Origin of the sequence: Parahoeflea alexandrii, assembly GCF_027214025.1 — a bacterium.
Taxonomy (GTDB): domain Bacteria; phylum Pseudomonadota; class Alphaproteobacteria; order Rhizobiales; family Rhizobiaceae; genus Hoeflea; species Hoeflea alexandrii_A.
On record NZ_JAPWHB010000002.1, the window covers coordinates 481,981 to 499,277 of the forward strand.

General features: G+C 62.6%; 17 protein-coding genes and 1 riboswitch. Of the genes, 3 read left to right on the forward strand and 14 right to left on the reverse strand.

Annotation, left to right across the window (positions count from 1 at the left end; genetic code table 11):
• Positions 1-16: 16 nt before the first annotated feature.
• Both O4H62_RS08480 and O4H62_RS08485 read right to left on the reverse strand, forming a co-directional pair.
• The gene (locus tag O4H62_RS08480; RefSeq protein ID WP_269387000.1) at positions 17-1,669 is read right to left on the reverse strand and encodes an FAD-binding dehydrogenase; all 1,653 of its coding nucleotides are present in this window, start codon (positions 1,667-1,669) and stop codon (positions 17-19) included.
• Between the two features lie 112 nt (positions 1,670-1,781).
• Positions 1,782-3,053, reverse strand: coding sequence for an NAD(P)/FAD-dependent oxidoreductase (locus O4H62_RS08485; RefSeq protein WP_269387002.1), 1,272 nt, complete (start codon positions 3,051-3,053; stop codon positions 1,782-1,784).
• A 139-nt stretch (positions 3,054-3,192) separates the two neighbouring features.
• On the opposite strand from O4H62_RS08485, the gene O4H62_RS08490 reads away from it, so the two are divergent.
• The gene (locus tag O4H62_RS08490; protein ID WP_269387004.1) at positions 3,193-3,597 is read left to right on the forward strand and encodes a rhodanese-like domain-containing protein; all 405 of its coding nucleotides are present in this window, start codon (positions 3,193-3,195) and stop codon (positions 3,595-3,597) included.
• Positions 3,598-3,646: 49 nt separating this feature from the next.
• Here the strand turns inward: O4H62_RS08490 and O4H62_RS08495 are convergent, their stop codons facing one another.
• From O4H62_RS08495 to O4H62_RS08505, 3 genes are all read right to left on the reverse strand, one after another.
• Positions 3,647-4,471, reverse strand: coding sequence for a metallophosphoesterase (locus tag O4H62_RS08495; RefSeq protein WP_269387005.1), 825 nt, complete (start codon positions 4,469-4,471; stop codon positions 3,647-3,649).
• Between the two features lie 286 nt (positions 4,472-4,757).
• Complete coding sequence (locus O4H62_RS08500) at positions 4,758-5,345, reverse strand: hypothetical protein (protein ID WP_269387006.1); 588 nt, start codon at positions 5,343-5,345, stop codon at positions 4,758-4,760.
• 69 nt (positions 5,346-5,414) lie between these two features.
• The gene (locus O4H62_RS08505; protein WP_269387008.1) at positions 5,415-7,331 is read right to left on the reverse strand and encodes a methyl-accepting chemotaxis protein; all 1,917 of its coding nucleotides are present in this window, start codon (positions 7,329-7,331) and stop codon (positions 5,415-5,417) included.
• A gap of 347 nt (positions 7,332-7,678) precedes the next feature.
• Between O4H62_RS08505 and O4H62_RS08510 the strand changes: the two genes are divergently transcribed.
• Positions 7,679-7,933 (forward strand): hypothetical protein, encoded by a 255-nt coding sequence (locus tag O4H62_RS08510; RefSeq protein WP_269387010.1) that lies wholly within the window; start codon positions 7,679-7,681, stop codon positions 7,931-7,933.
• A gap of 84 nt (positions 7,934-8,017) precedes the next feature.
• Here the strand turns inward: O4H62_RS08510 and phnN are convergent, their stop codons facing one another.
• From phnN to phnC, 7 genes are all read right to left on the reverse strand, one after another.
• Positions 8,018-8,617, reverse strand: coding sequence for a phosphonate metabolism protein/1,5-bisphosphokinase (PRPP-forming) PhnN (gene phnN / locus O4H62_RS08515; protein WP_269387012.1), 600 nt, complete (start codon positions 8,615-8,617; stop codon positions 8,018-8,020).
• Complete coding sequence (locus O4H62_RS08520) at positions 8,617-9,756, reverse strand: alpha-D-ribose 1-methylphosphonate 5-triphosphate diphosphatase (RefSeq protein ID WP_269387015.1); 1,140 nt, start codon at positions 9,754-9,756, stop codon at positions 8,617-8,619. The genes phnN and O4H62_RS08520 overlap by 1 nt, the downstream gene beginning before the upstream one ends.
• Positions 9,757-10,464 carry a DUF1045 domain-containing protein gene (locus O4H62_RS08525; RefSeq protein WP_269387016.1) on the reverse strand — a complete coding sequence of 236 codons (708 nt, stop codon included), beginning with the start codon at positions 10,462-10,464 and terminating at the stop codon, positions 9,757-9,759.
• A complete protein-coding gene (phnE, locus tag O4H62_RS08530) occupies positions 10,464-11,996 on the reverse strand; it encodes a phosphonate ABC transporter, permease protein PhnE (protein ID WP_269387563.1) in 1,533 nt (510 codons plus the stop codon). Before phnE (O4H62_RS08530) ends, O4H62_RS08525 begins: the two co-directional genes overlap by 1 nt.
• Before the next feature lie 5 nt (positions 11,997-12,001).
• Positions 12,002-12,964, reverse strand: a complete 963-nt coding sequence (phnE, locus tag O4H62_RS08535) for a phosphonate ABC transporter, permease protein PhnE (protein ID WP_269387017.1) — start codon at positions 12,962-12,964, stop codon at positions 12,002-12,004.
• Between the two features lie 75 nt (positions 12,965-13,039).
• Complete coding sequence (phnD, locus tag O4H62_RS08540; protein WP_269387018.1) at positions 13,040-13,951, reverse strand: phosphonate ABC transporter substrate-binding protein; 912 nt, start codon at positions 13,949-13,951, stop codon at positions 13,040-13,042.
• Positions 13,952-14,007: 56 nt separating this feature from the next.
• The gene (gene phnC, locus O4H62_RS08545) at positions 14,008-14,889 is read right to left on the reverse strand and encodes a phosphonate ABC transporter ATP-binding protein (protein WP_269387020.1); all 882 of its coding nucleotides are present in this window, start codon (positions 14,887-14,889) and stop codon (positions 14,008-14,010) included.
• A 180-nt stretch (positions 14,890-15,069) separates the two neighbouring features.
• Positions 15,070-15,250: riboswitch (cobalamin riboswitch) on the forward strand.
• Between the two features lie 49 nt (positions 15,251-15,299).
• Between phnC and bluB the strand changes: the two genes are divergently transcribed.
• Positions 15,300-15,980 carry a 5,6-dimethylbenzimidazole synthase gene (bluB, locus tag O4H62_RS08550; RefSeq protein WP_269387021.1) on the forward strand — a complete coding sequence of 227 codons (681 nt, stop codon included), beginning with the start codon at positions 15,300-15,302 and terminating at the stop codon, positions 15,978-15,980.
• On the opposite strand, the gene O4H62_RS08555 is transcribed toward bluB, so the two are convergent.
• Both O4H62_RS08555 and phnL read right to left on the reverse strand, forming a co-directional pair.
• Positions 15,977-16,591 (reverse strand): DapH/DapD/GlmU-related protein, encoded by a 615-nt coding sequence (locus O4H62_RS08555; RefSeq protein WP_269387022.1) that lies wholly within the window; start codon positions 16,589-16,591, stop codon positions 15,977-15,979. The genes bluB and O4H62_RS08555 overlap by 4 nt on opposite strands.
• A complete protein-coding gene (phnL, locus tag O4H62_RS08560) occupies positions 16,588-17,295 on the reverse strand; it encodes a phosphonate C-P lyase system protein PhnL (protein ID WP_269387024.1) in 708 nt (235 codons plus the stop codon). The genes O4H62_RS08555 and phnL overlap by 4 nt, the downstream gene beginning before the upstream one ends.
• Between the last annotated feature and the right edge of the window lie 2 nt (positions 17,296-17,297).

Consider the following 17,297-nt stretch of genomic DNA (forward strand, 5'->3'; position numbering starts at 1 on the left):
CATCGCGTGCAGTCGGCTAGGCGATCACCTCGCTCCGCCCGACCTGGCGTCCCGAGAAGATGCAGCCGCCGAGGAAGCTGCCCTCGAGCGCGTTGTAGCCGTGATAGCCGCCACCGCCGAAACCGCTGACCTCTCCGGCGGCGAACAGCCCTTCGATCCGCTCGCCCTGCGCATTGAGCACCTGGCCGTTGAGATCGGTTTCAAAGCCGCCGAGCGTCTTGCGGGTGATGATGTGCAGCTTGACCGCGATCAGCGGTCCGTTCTCCGGATCGAGGAAACGGTGCGGCCTGGCCGTGCGCATCAGCCTGTCGCCGCGGTAGTTGCGCGCCGCATGCACCGCCATCAGCTGCGCGTCCTTGGTGAACGGGTTGGCCACCTGGCTGTCCCGCGCCACAATCTGCGCCCTGATCTTCTCGAGGTCGACGAGGCCGCCGCCCTTCCGGTTCATCCCCTCGACCAGTTCCTCCAACGTGTTGGCAACAATGAAATCCTCGCCATGCTGTTTGAACGCTTCGACGGCCGGTATGGCCTGCTTGTTGAGGATCCGCTGCCGGATCACCTTGAGCCAGCTTTTCGAGGCGAAATCCGGGTTCTGTTCAGAGCCCGACAGCGCCACCTCCTTCTTAAGGATCTTCTGGGTCATGATGAACCAGGAATAGTCATGCCCCGTCGACAGGATCTCCCTGAGGGTGGACAAGGTGTCGAAGCCAGGCATGCAGGGCGGCCTCAGCCGGTTGCCTTCGGCATCGAACCACATCGACGAGGGACCGGGCAGGATGCGGATTCCGTGATTGGGCCAGATCGGGTTCCAGTTCTTCACGCCTTCGGTGTAGTGCCACATCCGGTCGGCATTGATCACCCGGCCGCCGGCTGCTTCGGTGATCGCGACCATCCGCCCGTCGACATGGGCCGGCACCCCGGAAATCATCTCGCGCGGCGGTTCGCCCAGCCGGTCACGCGGCCAGACCTTGCGCACCAGATCGAAGTTTCCGCCGATCCCGCCCGACGTCACCAGCACGCTCGGCGCCCGGATTTCGAACTCACCGCGGATCTCGCGGCTGGTCGATTGTCCGCGTTCCTTGACGTCATCGACAAGGATCTCGCCGGACACGCCCTTCACCGCATTGTTCTCGGTAATGATGGTCGAGCAGCGATGCCGGAACCTGAGCTCGATCAGGCCGGATTTCACATGAGCCCGCACCCGCTTCTCGAACGGCTCGACAATCCCGGGCCCGACACCCCAGGTGATGTGGAACCGCGGAACCGAATTGCCGTGACCGTCGGCGAAGGATCCACCGCGTTCCGCCCATCCGACGACAGGGAACCAGCGCATGCCCATCGCGTGCAGCCAGGGCCGCATTTCGCCGGCGGCAAAATCCACATAGGCCTCCGCCCATTTGCGCGGCCAGTAGTCTTCCTTGCGGTCGAACTGGGCCGAGCCCATCCAGTCACCGAGCGCCAGCTCCCGGCTGTCCTTGATGCCCATCCGCCGCTGCTCCGGCGTGTCGACCAGAAACAGGCCGCCGAGCGACCAGAACGCCTGCCCGCCCAGGAAATTCTCGGGCTCCTGGTCTATGATGATGACCCGCTTGCCCCTGTCAGCCAGTTCGGTCGCGGCAACAAGCCCGGCAAGCCCGCCACCCACCACAATCACATCACAGCTGTCCATCTGACCTCGTCCCGATCCCTGTCTGCCTGCCCCGCCCCGGTCGATCCGGGCCGGGCAAGGCTTCAAGTATCAATAAACCATCTGCCCGCAGCGGCAACAACCTGGACGATGCCTAGAAACTCTTGAGCACCTGGTTGGCGGAAAACGCGGCCCGGTAGAAGCCCGTCTTCAAACCCCTCAACGCCTCCGGCTTCACCCCGGTCACCGGCATCGGCAGGTCCGCCTCGCTTCCGCCGGCAATCAGCTCGGCCATGGCCTTGCCGAACACCGTACCCGGCGCGATGCCCCGGCCGTTGTAGCCAATCGGCGTGTAGAGCCCCTCGTCGAGCCGGTGAATGCGTGGCAGGTGGTCACCCGTCATGGCGATCTGACCGTGCCAGCTTTTCTCGAACTCAACCGGCCCGAGACCCGGAAAGAGACGTTTGAGCTTGCGCGCCGCCCAGCGTTCCGAAAGCCCCTTTTCGCCGCCGATCACTGCGCCCATCGAGCCGATGATCAGCCTGTCCGCCGCATCGCGCCGGAGCGAGAACATGATCTGCCCGGTGTCCCAAATCCCCTGCCGCTCGGGCAGGATGTCTTCAACCCGGGCGCCGAGCGGAACGGTCGCCACCTGGAAATAGTGGATCGGAACGAAACTCGATTTCAGCCCCGGCCAGAGATCGTCGGAATAGGCGTTGGTCGCCAGCACCACCGATTTCGCCCGGACCACACCCGCCCCGGTTTCAAGCAGCCAGCCCCCCGGCTGCTTGACCAGTCTCGTCACTGCTGCACCGGTGTGGATGCGCGCGCCCGCGGCGCGGGCGGCACGCGCCAGGCCGCGCACATAGCCCATCGGGTTGATCGTTCCGGCACGGGCGTCGAGCAGTCCGCCATGAAACGCGCTGGAGCCAATCTTCTCCGCCGCCTCCGGCCGCGACAGAAGCCGCACCGGCGCGCCGAGCCGGGTCCATTCCTCGGCCCGTCGCGACAGATCCTTGAACCCGGCAGCGGAATGGGCCGCGTGAATGGTGCCCGAACGGGTCAGTTCACAGCGGATCTGGTGCCGTTCGATCAGCGACATCACGCAGTTCGGCCCGTCGCCCAGGAGATCCACCAGCCGCGCGCCGCGCTCGCCGCCGAGCTTTGCCCGCACGTCCTGCGGCGGCAGCCACAACCCGGCATTGACCAGCCCGACATTCCGTCCCGACCCGCCGTAACCGATTTGTTGAGCCTCCAGAACGCAAGTCTCAAGGCCTTTCTCTGCCGCATGCAGCGCGGTCGAAAGCCCGGTGTACCCGCCGCCGACAATGGCCAGATCGGTTGTCACGTCCGCCGCCATCGGCGACGCCTCAAAGATCTCTTCCGATGTCTCGTCCCACAACGACACTGCCGACGACCCTGGCATCACTTGACTGTCCTTCACCCTGGAACACACCTGCCGGCGAACACAAATCCTGATCCGTCGGCTTCAGGACTGTTGAACCAAGCGCCGTGTTGCGTCAATCATGCAGGCAATTCCGACACATGTTTGAACAGGTATCCCCATGGTCAAGTCCATCACCCCGATAGCCGATCTGGTCGCGGCCGCCCGCGCCCGCATCGAAGAGATCGAAACCGCGGACGCCATCGCCATGGTCGATGACCCTGAAGTGGTCATTGTCGATCTGCGCGATATCCGCGAACGCCAGCGCTCGGGCTTCATCCCCGGCAGCTTCCACTGCCCGCGCGGCATGGTCGAGTTCTGGGTCGATCCGCAAAGCCCCTATTACAAGGAGGTTTTCGGCCAGGACAAGAAATTCGTATTCCATTGCGCCTCGGGCTGGCGCTCTGCGCTGACCACGGCAACGCTCAACGACATGGGCTTTGTCGCCGCCCACCTGAAGGAAGGCTTCTCGACCTGGGAAGCACAGGGTGGGCCCGTGGCGTTCCCGCCCGAGCACAAATCCTGACATCACCCGGCCCTGATATCACCGGGGCGCACTGTCCCGGCAGCGAACCTCAGTGCTGGCTGAAATCCGCATCGATCCGCCACTTGACCTTGTCAGCGTCGAGGAAATCGACCGAATGCACCACGGTGCTGTTTTCATGCAGGAAACAGACATTGTAGTTCGGCGCCAGATCGCCATAGCCCATCCGGCTGATATCGCCCGAGAAATCCGGCCAGCAGGCATGATTGGTCGAGCGCGGGGCCGAATAGGGAATGCCGCAGACCGCGCCGCTCAAGGTGTAATGGCAATGGCCGAAGAACAGGTGCGCGACGGTGTCGTTGTACTCGGCGAGCAGTGCCTGCAGCGCTCGCTCGTCGATGATCCCGATGATATCGGCATTGGCCACGTGTACGCGCACTGGATTGTGATGCATGAACAGGTAGGCCCGCTGGTCTTTGGCCCGTGCGCCATCGAGCACGGCCCTGAGCCAGTTCATCCGCTTCTCGCAATAGCGGCCGCTGTGCTTTCCCTGATCGACCGTGTCCATGTAGACAAACAATCCGGCCGGCGTGTCCTCCGTCCACTGCACGAAGCCCGCCTCGTCACGGTTTGTGCCCGCAAACATCGACGCAAACGTCTCGCGGTTGTCGTGATTGCCGATCATCAGCCGCGGCTCGAGCCTGTCCTTGAGCGAGCTGGCAGCCAGGATGGCCTGCAGTTCGCGGTAGCTCTCCTCCTGCCCGTAATGGGTCAGGTCGCCGGTGATCACCACCCGATCGGCGTCGTGGTCATACGCCTCGACATAGGCCAGGCATTTCTTGAAATTGGCGATTGAATCGAGGTCCAGGATCGGCTCGGGATTGATGTGGATGTCGGAGATATGCACAAGTTTCATGACGGCCTCCTCTGTGGCTCTGGAGTGACTATCCGGAATGTGTTGCCACTCCGTGACAGCCGCCTTGGACACCATCGACCACGCCGCAAAACGCCGCGCAAGCCCTCTCCGTACCCAACCCGGAATTTTGCCTTTCAGGCAGAGCCCGACGCTGCGGCTGGAGTACCATGGTCTTGACGCGCTCAAACGCACAACGCCGCGCCTTTCACCCGGAACGGGAAGGAAAAGCGCGGCGTCGGATTGTGCCTCGGATGCTCCCGGCCGTCGATGGCGACCGGCGGGCCTCTTACAGCATGTCGAGGTTGATACCGACGGTGATCGCACCGATCGGTTCACCGGTTTCCGGATCGGAAATTGTCACGCTGGCCTGGGACTGCAGCGCCTGGGTGGATTCGTCTTCCTCGACACCGTCGACAAACATCGCACCGGCGCCGGCGGCATAGGACTTCTGCCACTTGGCTTCGTCACCCTGCCAGTAGTCGGAGGTGACATCGCTCTGGCCGACATTGAGGCCCTTGGCGTCCATCACGAACATTTCCGTGATCATGCCCTGACTGCTTTCCTTCTTGGCCATCAGGAACTTGGAGATTTCGCGCGCCAGAACCTCGTTGACGAAGGGCTTGTCCGCTGCAGTTGCCTGTGCGCGCCACTCCTTGTCGAGCTTGTCGATTGCCGCATCGTCGAGGCCGGCGGTCTTTGCGTTCTGTTCCTTGATCGCGCCGACAACGACCGGATCGGTCAGCCAGGCTTCAACGTTCTGGCTGATGAATTCCTTGACCGGGGCAACATGTGCTTCCTCGGCCTGTACGGTAGCCGGTGCAAACGCGATTGTTGCGGCAGCAAACATGGCAGATGCAAAAAGCTTGGTCTTCATTGGGTACTTCTCCTCGTTTTGAAGTGGATTGCGATCACCTCTGATCGCTATTGGCTTTGGTACGCGGGCTTAAAACTCTTCCCAGTTCTCCGTGCTCTGGGCGAGCGCGGCGTTGCCCTGGGTCTTGTACTGGCGTTGGGCGGCCGGCTTCGGTGCAGCCGCTGTTCGGACGGGCGCCGGCGCCGGTTTCGGCGTGTCCGCCATTCGCGAATGACCGGACGCACCGGTCAGTTTGAAGGACCGGACGACGTCGGCGAGGCGTTCGCATTCACCGGCCAGTTTCTGCGAAGACGTGTTGCTGTCCTGAACCATCGCCGCGTTCTTCTGGGTCATGGTATCCATCTCGTTGATGGCCATGTTGACCTGCGACAGCCCGGTCGCCTGCTCCCTGGAAGCGCGCGAGATTGCATCGATCTTTTCGGCGACGGCAGTGATCTGCTGTTCGATCTGCTCCATGGAGCGTCCGGTCTTGTTGACGAGATCGACACCATTGCTCACCTGGGCGCCGCTTTCTTCAATCAGGTCCTTGATTTCCTTGGCGGCGTTGGCAGAACGCCCCGCGAGATCCCGGACTTCCTGCGCGACCACGGCAAATCCCTTGCCGGCTTCACCGGCACGAGCAGCTTCAACCCCGGCATTCAGCGCCAGCAGGTTGGTCTGGAAGGCGATATCGTCGATCACCTTGAGGATTTGCGCGATGCGTGACGAGGATTCCTCGATACCGCCCATGGCCTTGATTGCCGAGCGCACGATCTCCGACGATGACGTCGCTGCTTGCCGGGTTGATCCGACAAGATCACCCGCTTCGGTCGCTTGTTCGGACGAGGCTTTGACGGTCGAAGTGATTTCATCCAGCGCCGCCGCGGTCTGTTCCAGCGCTGCCGCCTGCTGTTCCGTCCGGCGGGCCAGTTCATCGGTGGAACCGCCGAGGCTGTCGGAAGCCTGCTTGACCGCATGCTGCGCGCTGTCGATGGTGCCGACCGTCGCCTCAAGCGCCGAAAGCGCCCTGTTGAAATTGTCCTGCAATGCGGCGAATTCGCCGCCAAGATCGGGAACGCGTGCGGTCAGATCGCCGGCGGCGAGCTTTTCGAGCGCGGTGCCGAGTTCCTCGACCACCCTGCGCTGGGCCTGTGAGGAGCGCTCGGTCTCGCTCATGTTGGCCTGGCGCTCCGCATCAAGCTGCTCGCGCTGACGCACCATCTCGGCATCCGCTTCGAGCTTCTGGCGCGCCGCATCGCAGAATTCGGTCAGGGCACGCGCTACGACACCGATCTCGTCGCCTTTTTCCGCATGCGGAACCGGGGCGGTGATGTCGCCTGCCTGCAACTCGCCGATACGCCGGTTGACATCGGCCAGAGGCCGTCCAACGAACTTGCGCATGGCAAACAGCAGGATGGCGACCGCGATGACCAGCACCGCAATCTGGGATGCCATTGCCTTGAAGGCAAAATCCCGCGCAGACTTTGTGATATCGTCTGTCGACCAGACAGTCTTGATCTGCCCCAGCGACACGCCATCCTTGCCGGCGGGCAACGGCGCCGAAACGATAACCGAAGCATCACCTTCCTCGACAACGGATTGCTTCATTTCACCGGGATTGGAGTTCAGCACCTGCGACAGGGACGCGTCGGGCGATTCCGAGCGCGTCCAGACATCAACCTGGTCGCCGGCCTGGTTGAAGGCCGTGAACCCGACAAGAGCGAGCTTCGGATCATTCTGGAAAATTTCGTAGGCCGAGCGGATCGCCTCGGTCTTGCCCCACTTCACGCCGCCTGCGGCCTGAGCGCCTATCTGGGTGGTGTCCTTGATCCAGTTGCGTTCGGCCATCGCCATCTGGCTTGCGCCGGACATCTGCGAGATCGCGAAACTGGTGACGACAAGTCCAAGCAAATTGACCAGAATGACGGTAATCGCGATTTTCTGCGTTATGCTTCGCGCTGACCCCTTGGCCTTGGCAGCCAGGCCCTTCGTCGCATTGAACCCCATGAAACCCCCACAACAATTGCAGACACTATTCCCAAAGATGCAATCATTGCGGGCCGCCGGGCTTCATATCCGACGTTTGGCCGTAGTGTTTAAGGTTCTTACTGTCGGTTGAACTGGTTTAAGTACCCTTAATTATTAGGGGGTCATTATTTGCTAAAATGGCTCGTTTTCGTGCGGTTTGTCGCTTTCTCTTGTATCTGCCGCTCGATCCCAGCGCGCCCGAAGCCCGCGATGCGCCGTTTCATACGCCAATCCCTACCGGACAGACGCAGCAGTTGTTTGTGACAATGGCTATCTTTACTGATCGACGGAGAACGTTGAACCGGCCGAAACCGCGGGAGGCGCAAATGCCTAAAAAGAAGATCCGGAAGATATACGACGCCCTCGTCGAAGGGGCCTATCAAGGCCTGTCGGATGTCGAGTTGCATGACTATGTCGTCGAGCATTGCCCCAAGGCCACCAGCAAGCGGCTGGTTCGCGCCGCCCTGCTGGCGCTCAGCGACCCGGAAATCCAGGACCGCAATGTTCTCAACGTAATTTACGCGCTGGCAATCAAGCACCGGCTGGACGGCGGCCCGGACAGCGACGAGGACGATGACTGAACGGACCGGTCCGCCATCGCGCCGCCCCGCGTGAGCCGCAGGACCAGTGGCCGGAGCGGTTTGAGGATCTGATCCCTCCGCTGCTCAGCCAAGCGCGACCGCGGCCGCCATCGCTTGCGCCATGTAGGCGACCAATGAGGATCCGGCTTTCTCCGGTGGGCCGGAATTGTCGATGACGACATCCGCCTCGAAGCCGGCCTCCAGCGCTGCGGCACGGGCCAGGCGCGCCTCGATTTCAGCCGCACTCTCCCGGCCTCTTGATTGAAGCCGTTGCGCCAGAATGCCCGGATCCACTCTTATTTCCACGGCCACAGCGCTCGGGAACACCTGCTGAATCACAGCCCAGGCGCCCCGCGACCCGTTGACCACGGCGAGCCTCCCCTCAGCCAGATGCGTTTCGATGGCGCGCGGCAGACCGTAGCGCAGCCCGTTGGCTGTCCAGGTCAGGGAAAACCGTCCCTCGTCGATTGCTGCGTCGAACTCGGCTTCGGTCATGGCAATATGGTCTTCGCTTCCGGCATCCGCGGGCCGGGTGATTGCGCGCCGGACAAACAACACGTCCGGGCGCTCGCCGAGCTTGTTCCGGGCATAGGACATCAGCGTGTCCTTGCCAGAACCGCTCGGCCCGAGCACCACGATCAATGGCCCCTGAGAGGTGCCCGTGAGGGTCCGGGAAGCCTGCATCAGGCCACCCGGTCGCCCTGCCGCCAGACCGATCGCACCACCGGAACGCCGCTCTCACGGCGCACTCGAACCATGTCCGCCCGTTTCCCGGTCGCAAGACTGCCACGGTCATCGAGCCCGACGGTTCTGGCAGGCGTTGCTGTCACCAGCCGGATCGCGGCCGGCAGATCGAGATCGTCGATCTCGTCGGCCAGCACGAACGGTGCATGGATCAGACTGAACGGCACGTAGTCCGACGAAAGCACGTCAAGCACACCGGACCGGGCAAGATCCGTGGCCGCGATGTTGCCCGAGTGAGATCCGCCGCGCACCACGTTCGGCGCCCCCATCAGCACGCTCATGCCGGCCTTGTGCGATGCCTTGGCCGCTTCGATGCTGGTCGGAAACTCGGCGAGCCGGACACCGAAGCCGACCGCTTCATCGACGTGTTCGAGCGTCGCATCATCATGGCTCGCGATCGTGATGCCGCGTTCCGTGCACGCGCTTGCAATCGCCTTGCGGTGCGCGTCGGAATACTTGGCCGAACATTCCTGCCGCCGGGTGACGAAATGGGCGAACGCCTCGTCGGACAGGCCGCGCTTGGTCTTGTAGTAGAGCGTGTACTGCTCCATCGTCTGGAACTGCCGCTGACCCGGCGCATGGTCCATCAACGAGGCCAGCCGCACCTGAGTGTCGGTCGCAAAATCGGCGAAATGATCGAGCACGTCCGAGGCCGACACCTCGCAACGCAGATGGATCAGGTGGTCCGCGCGCAACCGGTTCTCGGCCCGCGCGGAGGCGATCGCGTCGGCGATCGCCCGCATCTCCCCTACCCTGAAACCGTCATCCTCGTCGGAACCGAGCCGCAGGCAATCGAACACCGTGGTGATGCCGGAGGAGGCAATCTGCGCGTCATGCGACTGGATCGCCGATGTCGCATTCCAGCGCACGCCGGGGCGCGGCGAATAATGCGCCTCCAGGTGATCGGTATGCAGCTCCACGAGGCCGGGGAGAATGTAGTCACCCTCCATGTCCACGCCGCTTGCCGAATTGCCTTCGGAGATCTCGGCAATCACGCCATCGCGGAAAACCAGGCTGCCGGGAACGATCCGGTCCTCGAGAACGAGCCGGGCATTGGTCAATACGGTTTCGGTGGTCATTCAGGCAGTCTTTCTTTGCTGTCCGGACGCAAGCATTGCCCGGCTGTGGATCAGAAATGGTGCGCCCGGTTCGGGCTCGACAAACAGGGTGAGTGCCCGCACCGCCACCGGCCGGGCAAGAACCGGTGCGAAATGGGCCCTGGCGGCGGCCTCGACCCGGCTGGTCAGCGGTTCAGACAGGCGTGTGCTGAGCGTCATGTGAAAGCGGAAGTGATCGAAAACGTAAGGGTACCCCCACCGCATCAGGTTCCTCAACTCGCCTGAAGTCAGCGATTCAGGATTGCGGCGCTCGATCTCCCGGTCGGTCAATGTTGCCCTGAGCGGCTCGAAGGCTTCGACGACCGAATTGGCAAACGCGTTGAGCGCCGGTGCGGAGCCTTCCGGCACCAGCGCCAGAAACCCTTCAAGACGGCCGACCATCAACGATGGAATCTCGAAAACGCTGCTGCGTGCGGAAAAGGCCTCCATCGCATCGACCAGGTCTGTTTCGCTCACGCCCGCGGCCAGACGGAATGGCGCCTTCAGCGTCGCGTGAAAACCGTAGCGGCGGGCGGGTCCGGTAATCTCGGCCAGTTCGCTTGCGCCGAGGCCGGCAAGATCGGGGTGCTCAACCGCATGGCCGGAGGCGGTATCCCGGCCCAGCCAGCTGGCTCCCAGATCATGAAACGCATCGTCAGCACTCGGAGCGAAATAAAGCCCGTACCGCATCACACCTGTCCCTTGCCAATCAGCAGCCCGCGCAGCCGCGAGGAAATCGTGTCGAAAACGTAGACGACGAGCAGGATGAGTAAAACCATGTAGGCAACATTCTCCCAGTCCGCATTTGTCCGCATTGCCTCCCACAGCTTGAGCCCGATGCCGCCGGCGCCAACCGCACCTATGATTGTCGCCGAGCGGGTGTTGGATTCCCAGAAATAGAGCGACTGACTGACAAAAACCGGCAAGACCTGCGGCACGACACCGAAGCGCTGCACCAGTACCGGATTCGCGCCAAGCGAGCGTACACCCTCGCGCTGTTTTTCGTCGATATTTTCAAGCGCCTCGGAATAGAGTTTTCCAAGCGTCCCCGTATCGGTGAAGAAAATGGCGGAAATACCGGCCAGCGGCCCGGGGCCAAAAGCGCGGGTGAAAAACAGCGCCCAGATCAGCATGTCGACCGACCGCAGGAAATCGAACAGCCGCTTGGTCACCTGGTTCGTCAGGAAACTCGGCGTGATGTTGCGCGCCGCCATAAAGGACAGCGGAAACGCGATGGCGGTGGCAAACAGCGTGCCGACGAAAGCCATGACAATGGTCTGGCCGAGCTTTACGTAGACATCGCCGTGCTGCCATTCGGCATTGTTGAGGAAATTGTCGATCGCCAGCGACAGGTTCGACTGCTCCGGCTTGATCCGCTCGCCCCAGAGGATCGTTGCGGCGACATCGCCGAAGCTCCGGTTCCAGAACGCCGAGGACGGATCGAAGACGAAGTTCTCCCAGCCAAGGAAGCGCTGGCGAATCTTGACCTCGTCCTCCTCCACCTCGACCCGGCCGTCAAAGCCGAAATAGGCGACAATCTTCTCACCTTCACGGCGCTGGACCGCCCATTCCGGAAGCTCGCGGTCGGCCCGGACGATGCCGTCCGAACCGGCGGTCACGACAAGGCTTTCCGCCCCGCGCGTGAGCGTCACGCGGTAAGGTTCGACTAGAACGGTGCCCGATCCCATGTCGACATCCGCCCGGACCGGCAGCACCTTGCGCTCCGATGTCGTCACGGGTTGGGTTGCGCCCTCGCCCGCTTGTGGAGCCGAGCCTCCGGTTGCAGCCCCCGGCGCCATGAAACCCGTCGAAGTTCCCTTGGCGCCCGGAACGAGGAAGCCGGTGGCGGCAGGCGCTTGAGCTGCGGCCGGAGACGTTTCGGTCGTCGTCACAACCGTAACTTCGGCCTGTTCCGTGACCAGCCAGTCCGGTTTGGGATCGTTCCCCAGCGGCGAGAAGCGCGGGAATTCAACCTCAAGATAGCCATCCTGGTAGGCGATATCCGGACGCACTTCGTAGGAGACCCAGTCCGCGAGATAACTGCCGGCGATATCCCAATTGCCGCGCTGGAATACCTGGCCGATGGCAAACAGGTTCCAGGCAAACACCAGGTAGACCGCCACCGCGGCGACGGCGAGGCTCTTGCCATGGCGCGCCAGGAACGACCGGTTGAACACTTCGGGGTAGCGTCCGACGAGATCGTCGATCTGCTCGGCGGTCATTGCGCTCATGACACGGCTCCCTGGACACGGGTAAAGGCCTGCTCGCCAACCACGCGTTTGCGCAGCCATGCGGACAGCTGGTCGACCGCGATCACCGTGGTCAGCAGCAGCAGGATGATGGCGATGGTCTTGGCCTCGTGGCCGCGGCTGATCGACAGCCGCAAGGCTTCGCCGATGCCACCGCCGCCGACCGCGCCTATGATGGTCGAGGCGCGGACGTTGATTTCCAGCCTGAGCAGCGTGTAGCTGAGAAAGTTCGGCAGCACCTGCGGCACCATGCCGTACCGCACCCGTTCGACCCAGTTGCCGCCGGACGCCCGCAGCCCCTCGTCAGGCTTCATGTCGGCATTTTCGACAACTTCGAAGAACATTTTGCCAAGCGATCCGATGGTGTGGATCGCCACGGCGATGATTGCAGGCACCGGACCGAGCGAGAGAATCGCGGCGAAAAAGCCGGCAATCACGATCTCGGGGAAAGCCCGGAGGATTTCTAGGAACCGGCGCACGAAGCCGCGCAGCCAGCCGCGCGTGGTCAGGTTCGATGCCGCCAGGAAGCACAAGAGGAAACCGAAGAAGAAACCGACCAGCGTCGAGACGATCGCGATGTTGATGGTCTCGATCATCTTGAAGACGTACTCGGGCATGTAAATATTCTCGGTCAGGTAGACCCGGCCCACCGGATAGTCATATTTCAGCGACCCATCCGCATAGGGACTCTCCAGATCGAACATCGCCCGCCAGATCTCCCACCCGTCGCGCGGAATCATGTCGCCGAAGAAATCGAAGAAATGCGGCAGCCGGTCCCAGAACTTGCCCGCATTGGTCTCGTTGGCGAACCACAACGAGCCGGCCAGCGCCATCGCAAGAAGCAAGAGCCCCAGACCGGTATAGAGCCGCCGCTGACGGGCAAGCGCCTGCCAGTGCCGCTCGGTCTCGGTCACCATCGGGGAGTATCGGGGCGTTGTCATGGGAAGATCCTGTTGCGACAGGGAAAGCCGCGGCCCCTCGCAAGAGGAGCCGCGGCGATCTGGTGTTGATGAAGCTTAGGAACCGATCTTGGCTTTGCGAGCGTCAATGATCGCCTGGTAGAACGAGGCGTCGACTTCGGTGTAGCCCTTGTAATCGCCGCCCTGGATGGCGGAGAAGCAGGCCGGATCGCTCTCCGGCAGCGCCATCATGAAGTCCTTGAACTTGGTCTTCATGTCAGCGTTCATCGACGAGCGGACCACGATCGGGCCGTTCGGGATCAGCGGCGACTTCCAGAGTTCAACCAGGTCACCCATGTCGACGATGCCCTTGTCGACCATCTTCTTCAGGTTGCCGGATGTGTAGCCGTCCTTGAATTCGCCAACGCCCGAAGCCCAGGTGGTGCCGGCGTCGAAATTGCCCTTGACCACTTCGAGAACCAGGTTCTCGTGACCGCCGCCGAAGCCGGTTTCACCAAAGAACTCGGCGATCGGCATGCCGATAGCGGCAGGCAGCGTCACCGAGGGAACCAGGAAGCCGGAGGTGGAGTCCGGATCGGCAAAACCGAGCTTCTTGCCCTTGAGGTCCTCGAGCTTGGTGATGCCCGAATCCTTGCGTGCGACCATGACCGAGTAGTAGCCGGTTGCGCCGTCGGTCTGGATCGTGGTCAGGATCGGCTCGACGGCCTTCGGGTCTTCGAGATAGACCTTGGCGTAGCCCGATGCACCGAGCTCGGCATAGTCGAGCGTGCCGCCGAGCAGGCCCTGGATCACGCCGTCATAGTCGGCGGCCGGAAACAGCGAGACCTTTTCGACGCCGAGAACGGCGGGCAGCTTCTCGGTCATGCACTGGAAGTTGCGCAGGCGGTCGGCTTCGTTTTCTCCGCCGAGAATGCCGATGCGGAAGTCCTTGAGGTCTTCGGCACCTGCGGGCTGGACTGCGAGGATGGCAGCGAACGAGGCTGCTGCGAGAAGGGCTTTCTTGATCATGGATCTGCTCCTGGTTCGAACCGGCGGCATGCCGGCAATTCCGTGGGTTGAGCCTGTCACGCGGGCAAGGCGACCCCGGCGACTGCAGGCTTGGCGCGAAGCGCCGGCTGCAGCGGACCGGTGGATTTCGGTTTGGCCGGAACGACTGGGCGTCCGGCGGAAATCGATGTCGAGGTGATGCTCTCGGAGATTTCGGTGCCGTCGCCCGAGGCCCCGTAGATCATCCGCACGGCTTCCGTCGTCAGCTCTTCGGGCGGACCGTCGAACACCACCTTGCCGCCAGCCATGCCGATGACGCGCTCGCAATAGGCCCGTGCGGTGTCGAGTGTGTGCAGGTTGGTGATCACCGTGATGCCTTCGCGCTCGTTGATGTCCTTGAGCGCGTCCATGACGATCTGGGCATTGAGCGGATCGAGCGAGGCAATCGGCTCGTCGGCCAGGATCATCGACGGCGACTGCATCAGCGCCCTGGCGATGGCCACGCGCTGCTGCTGGCCGCCCGACAGGGTGCCCGCCATTTGCAACGCCGTCTGGGCAATGCCAAGCCGCTCCAACGCGGAAAGAGCGCTTGCGCGCTCTTCGATCGTAAAGACATTGAGGATATTGAGAAGCGTGGAGCGGTGGTTGAGACGACCGAGAAGAACGTTGGTCAGCACATCGAGCCGGGGCACCAGATTGAACTGCTGGAAGATCATGGCGCAGTCGCGGTGCCAGTTGCGCAGCTCGCCGCCGCTCAGGCCCGACACCGTCTTGCCCTTGAACCGGATCTCGCCGCTGCTGGACGGCGTCAGCCGGTTGATCATGCGCAGCAGCGTCGACTTGCCCGCCCCGGAACGGCCGATGACGCCGACCATCTGACCTTCCGGTATGGACAGCGTGACGGCGTCCACGGCGACGTTGGTCCCAAATCGGCGGGTCACATCGGTCAGTTCAAGCATCGGCAAATCCCCTTGGTTCACGTTAGGTCTCGTGATTTTCGAGGATTGGACTAGCGGAGCCGTATGAAACCGCGATGTCGGTTTGATGTCAGTTTTGTTACGATTCACAGATGTCGGGCCGGATGCGCGAGAACCCGCAGTTTTCCGCCATTTTCGCGCTTGCACTGTGGCCCATGGCATGTCCCTATGGGCTGGTCTGGTGCCCGCGCAAGCGGGAGAATCGGGAATCCGGTGACACTCCGGAACGTGCCCAACGCTGTGACGGTGATGGCCTGCGCAAGATGCCACTGGGGGATCCCCGGGAAGGCGCGCAAGCCAAATGATCCGAAGTCAGAAGACCGGCCAGATGCGATAGCCTTGCCGCGCATGGACAGCGCTGCGGGGTTTCAAGGATTGTTGGGGATCAAACAATGCCGAAGACATCTGAGCTGGCGCCAGCCGGACCATTTCCACCTGCCGAACGCGAGGCCGTTTACAAGGCCATCTTCAGCCGCCGCGACGTGCGCGACCAGTTTCTGCCGGACCCCGTTCCCGACGACGTCACGCAACGTCTGCTGGAAGCCGCCCACAGCGCGCCGTCGGTCGGCCTGATGCAGCCGTGGAACTTCATCACCATCCGCGACGCGTCGACCCGCGGCCGCATCGCCGATGCATTCGGCGTCGCCAACGATGAAGCGGCCGCCATGTTTCCGGCGGAACGCCAGTCGAAATACAGATCGTTGAAGCTCGAAGGCATCCGCAAGGCGCCGCTCAACATCTGCGTCACCTGCGACCGGACACGCGGCGGCGAAATTGTCCTGGGACGGACCCACAATGCGAGCATGGACCTCTACAGCACCGTCTGCGCCGTGCAGAACCTGTGGCTTGCGGCCCGGGCCGAAGGCATCGGCATGGGCTGGGTCAGCATCTTTCGCGATGCCGACCTCAAATCCATCCTCGGCATTCCCGACCGGATAGAGATCGTCGCCTATCTCTGCCTCGGCTATGTCGACGAGCTCTATGAGCGGCCCGAACTCGAGGTCAAGGGCTGGAACCGGAGGCTACCGCTCGACGAGATGATCTTCGAGGAAAGATGGCAGGGCGATATCTAGCCGCCGTGGCGCTCGAGAAATTCCTCGGCCGGAAGCGACCGGAAATCCTTGAGTGCCGCGTGCAGCTTCTCGTGCTCCCAATCCCACCAGGCGAGTGCATCGATCCGGCTGGCAACATCATCAGAAAAACGCTGCCGGATGGTTCGCGCCGGCACACCGACGGCGATGGCAAAATCGGCCACGTCCTTCGTCACAACGGCATTGGCGCCGATGCTGGCACCATTGCCGATGGTCACGCCCGGCATGATGACCGCACCGTGCCCGATCCAGGTATCGTGTCCGATGGTGATCCCCTGGCCGGTACGCCAGTCGAAGAAATCCTGGTCGTCGCTCTCGCCCTCGAAGTACCAGGCCGAGCGATAGGTGAAATGATGCAGCGACGCCCGTTCCATCGGATGCATGCTGGCATAGATCCGCACATGCGAAGCGATGTTGGAAAATTTCCCGATCGTCGCATAGGCGATCTGGGTGTTTTCGACGCAGTAGGAATAGTCCCCCATGCTCGAATGCGCGACGGTGCAATGCGCACCGACCTCGGTGTAACGCCCGAGCGTCGAGTTCACGATCTTCGCGGTCGGATCGACCAGCGGCGTGTCTGAGAGCCGGGTCATGCGGCGGACTTTCCGGCAGCGAAGGCCGAGACGTCGATGACGTCGTCGGCCACCGCGGTGCGGACATCCTGGTCGTGGAAAATGCCGAGCAGCGCCGCACCTTCCGCCTTCTTGCGGGCGATCAGGCTGATCACCACCTCGCGGTTGGCGGCATCGAGCGACGCCGTCGGCTCATCGAGCAGCAGGATCGGGTGATCGGTGATGAAGCCGCGGGCGATATTGACCCGCTGCTGCTCGCCGCCTGAAAAGGTTGCCGGCGGCAACGACCAGAGTTTTTCCGGCAGGTTGAGCTCGGCAAACAGCTCCCGCGCCCGCTCATGCGCGGTCTCCTGGGCGACGCCGCGGATCAGCAGTGGCTCGGCAGCTACGTCGAGTGCCGACACCCGCGGCACGGCGCGCAGGAACTGGCTGACATAGCCGATCGTGTCGCGCCGGATTTCGAGCACGGTGCGAGGGGATGCGCTGGCGACATCGATGTGGCGGCCATGGTGTTGCACCAGGATCTGGCCGCTGTCGGTGCCGTAGTTGCCATAGAGCATCTTCAGGATCGAGCTCTTGCCGACGCCCGACGGCCCGCCCAGGACCGCGCAGGAGCCGGCCTTGAGCGAAAACGAGACATTGGCGACCACGGGCAGTTCGACGCCGCCGCGCATGTGCATGATGAAAGTTTTCTTCACTTCCGAAGCAACAAGGAGGGTGTTCATGG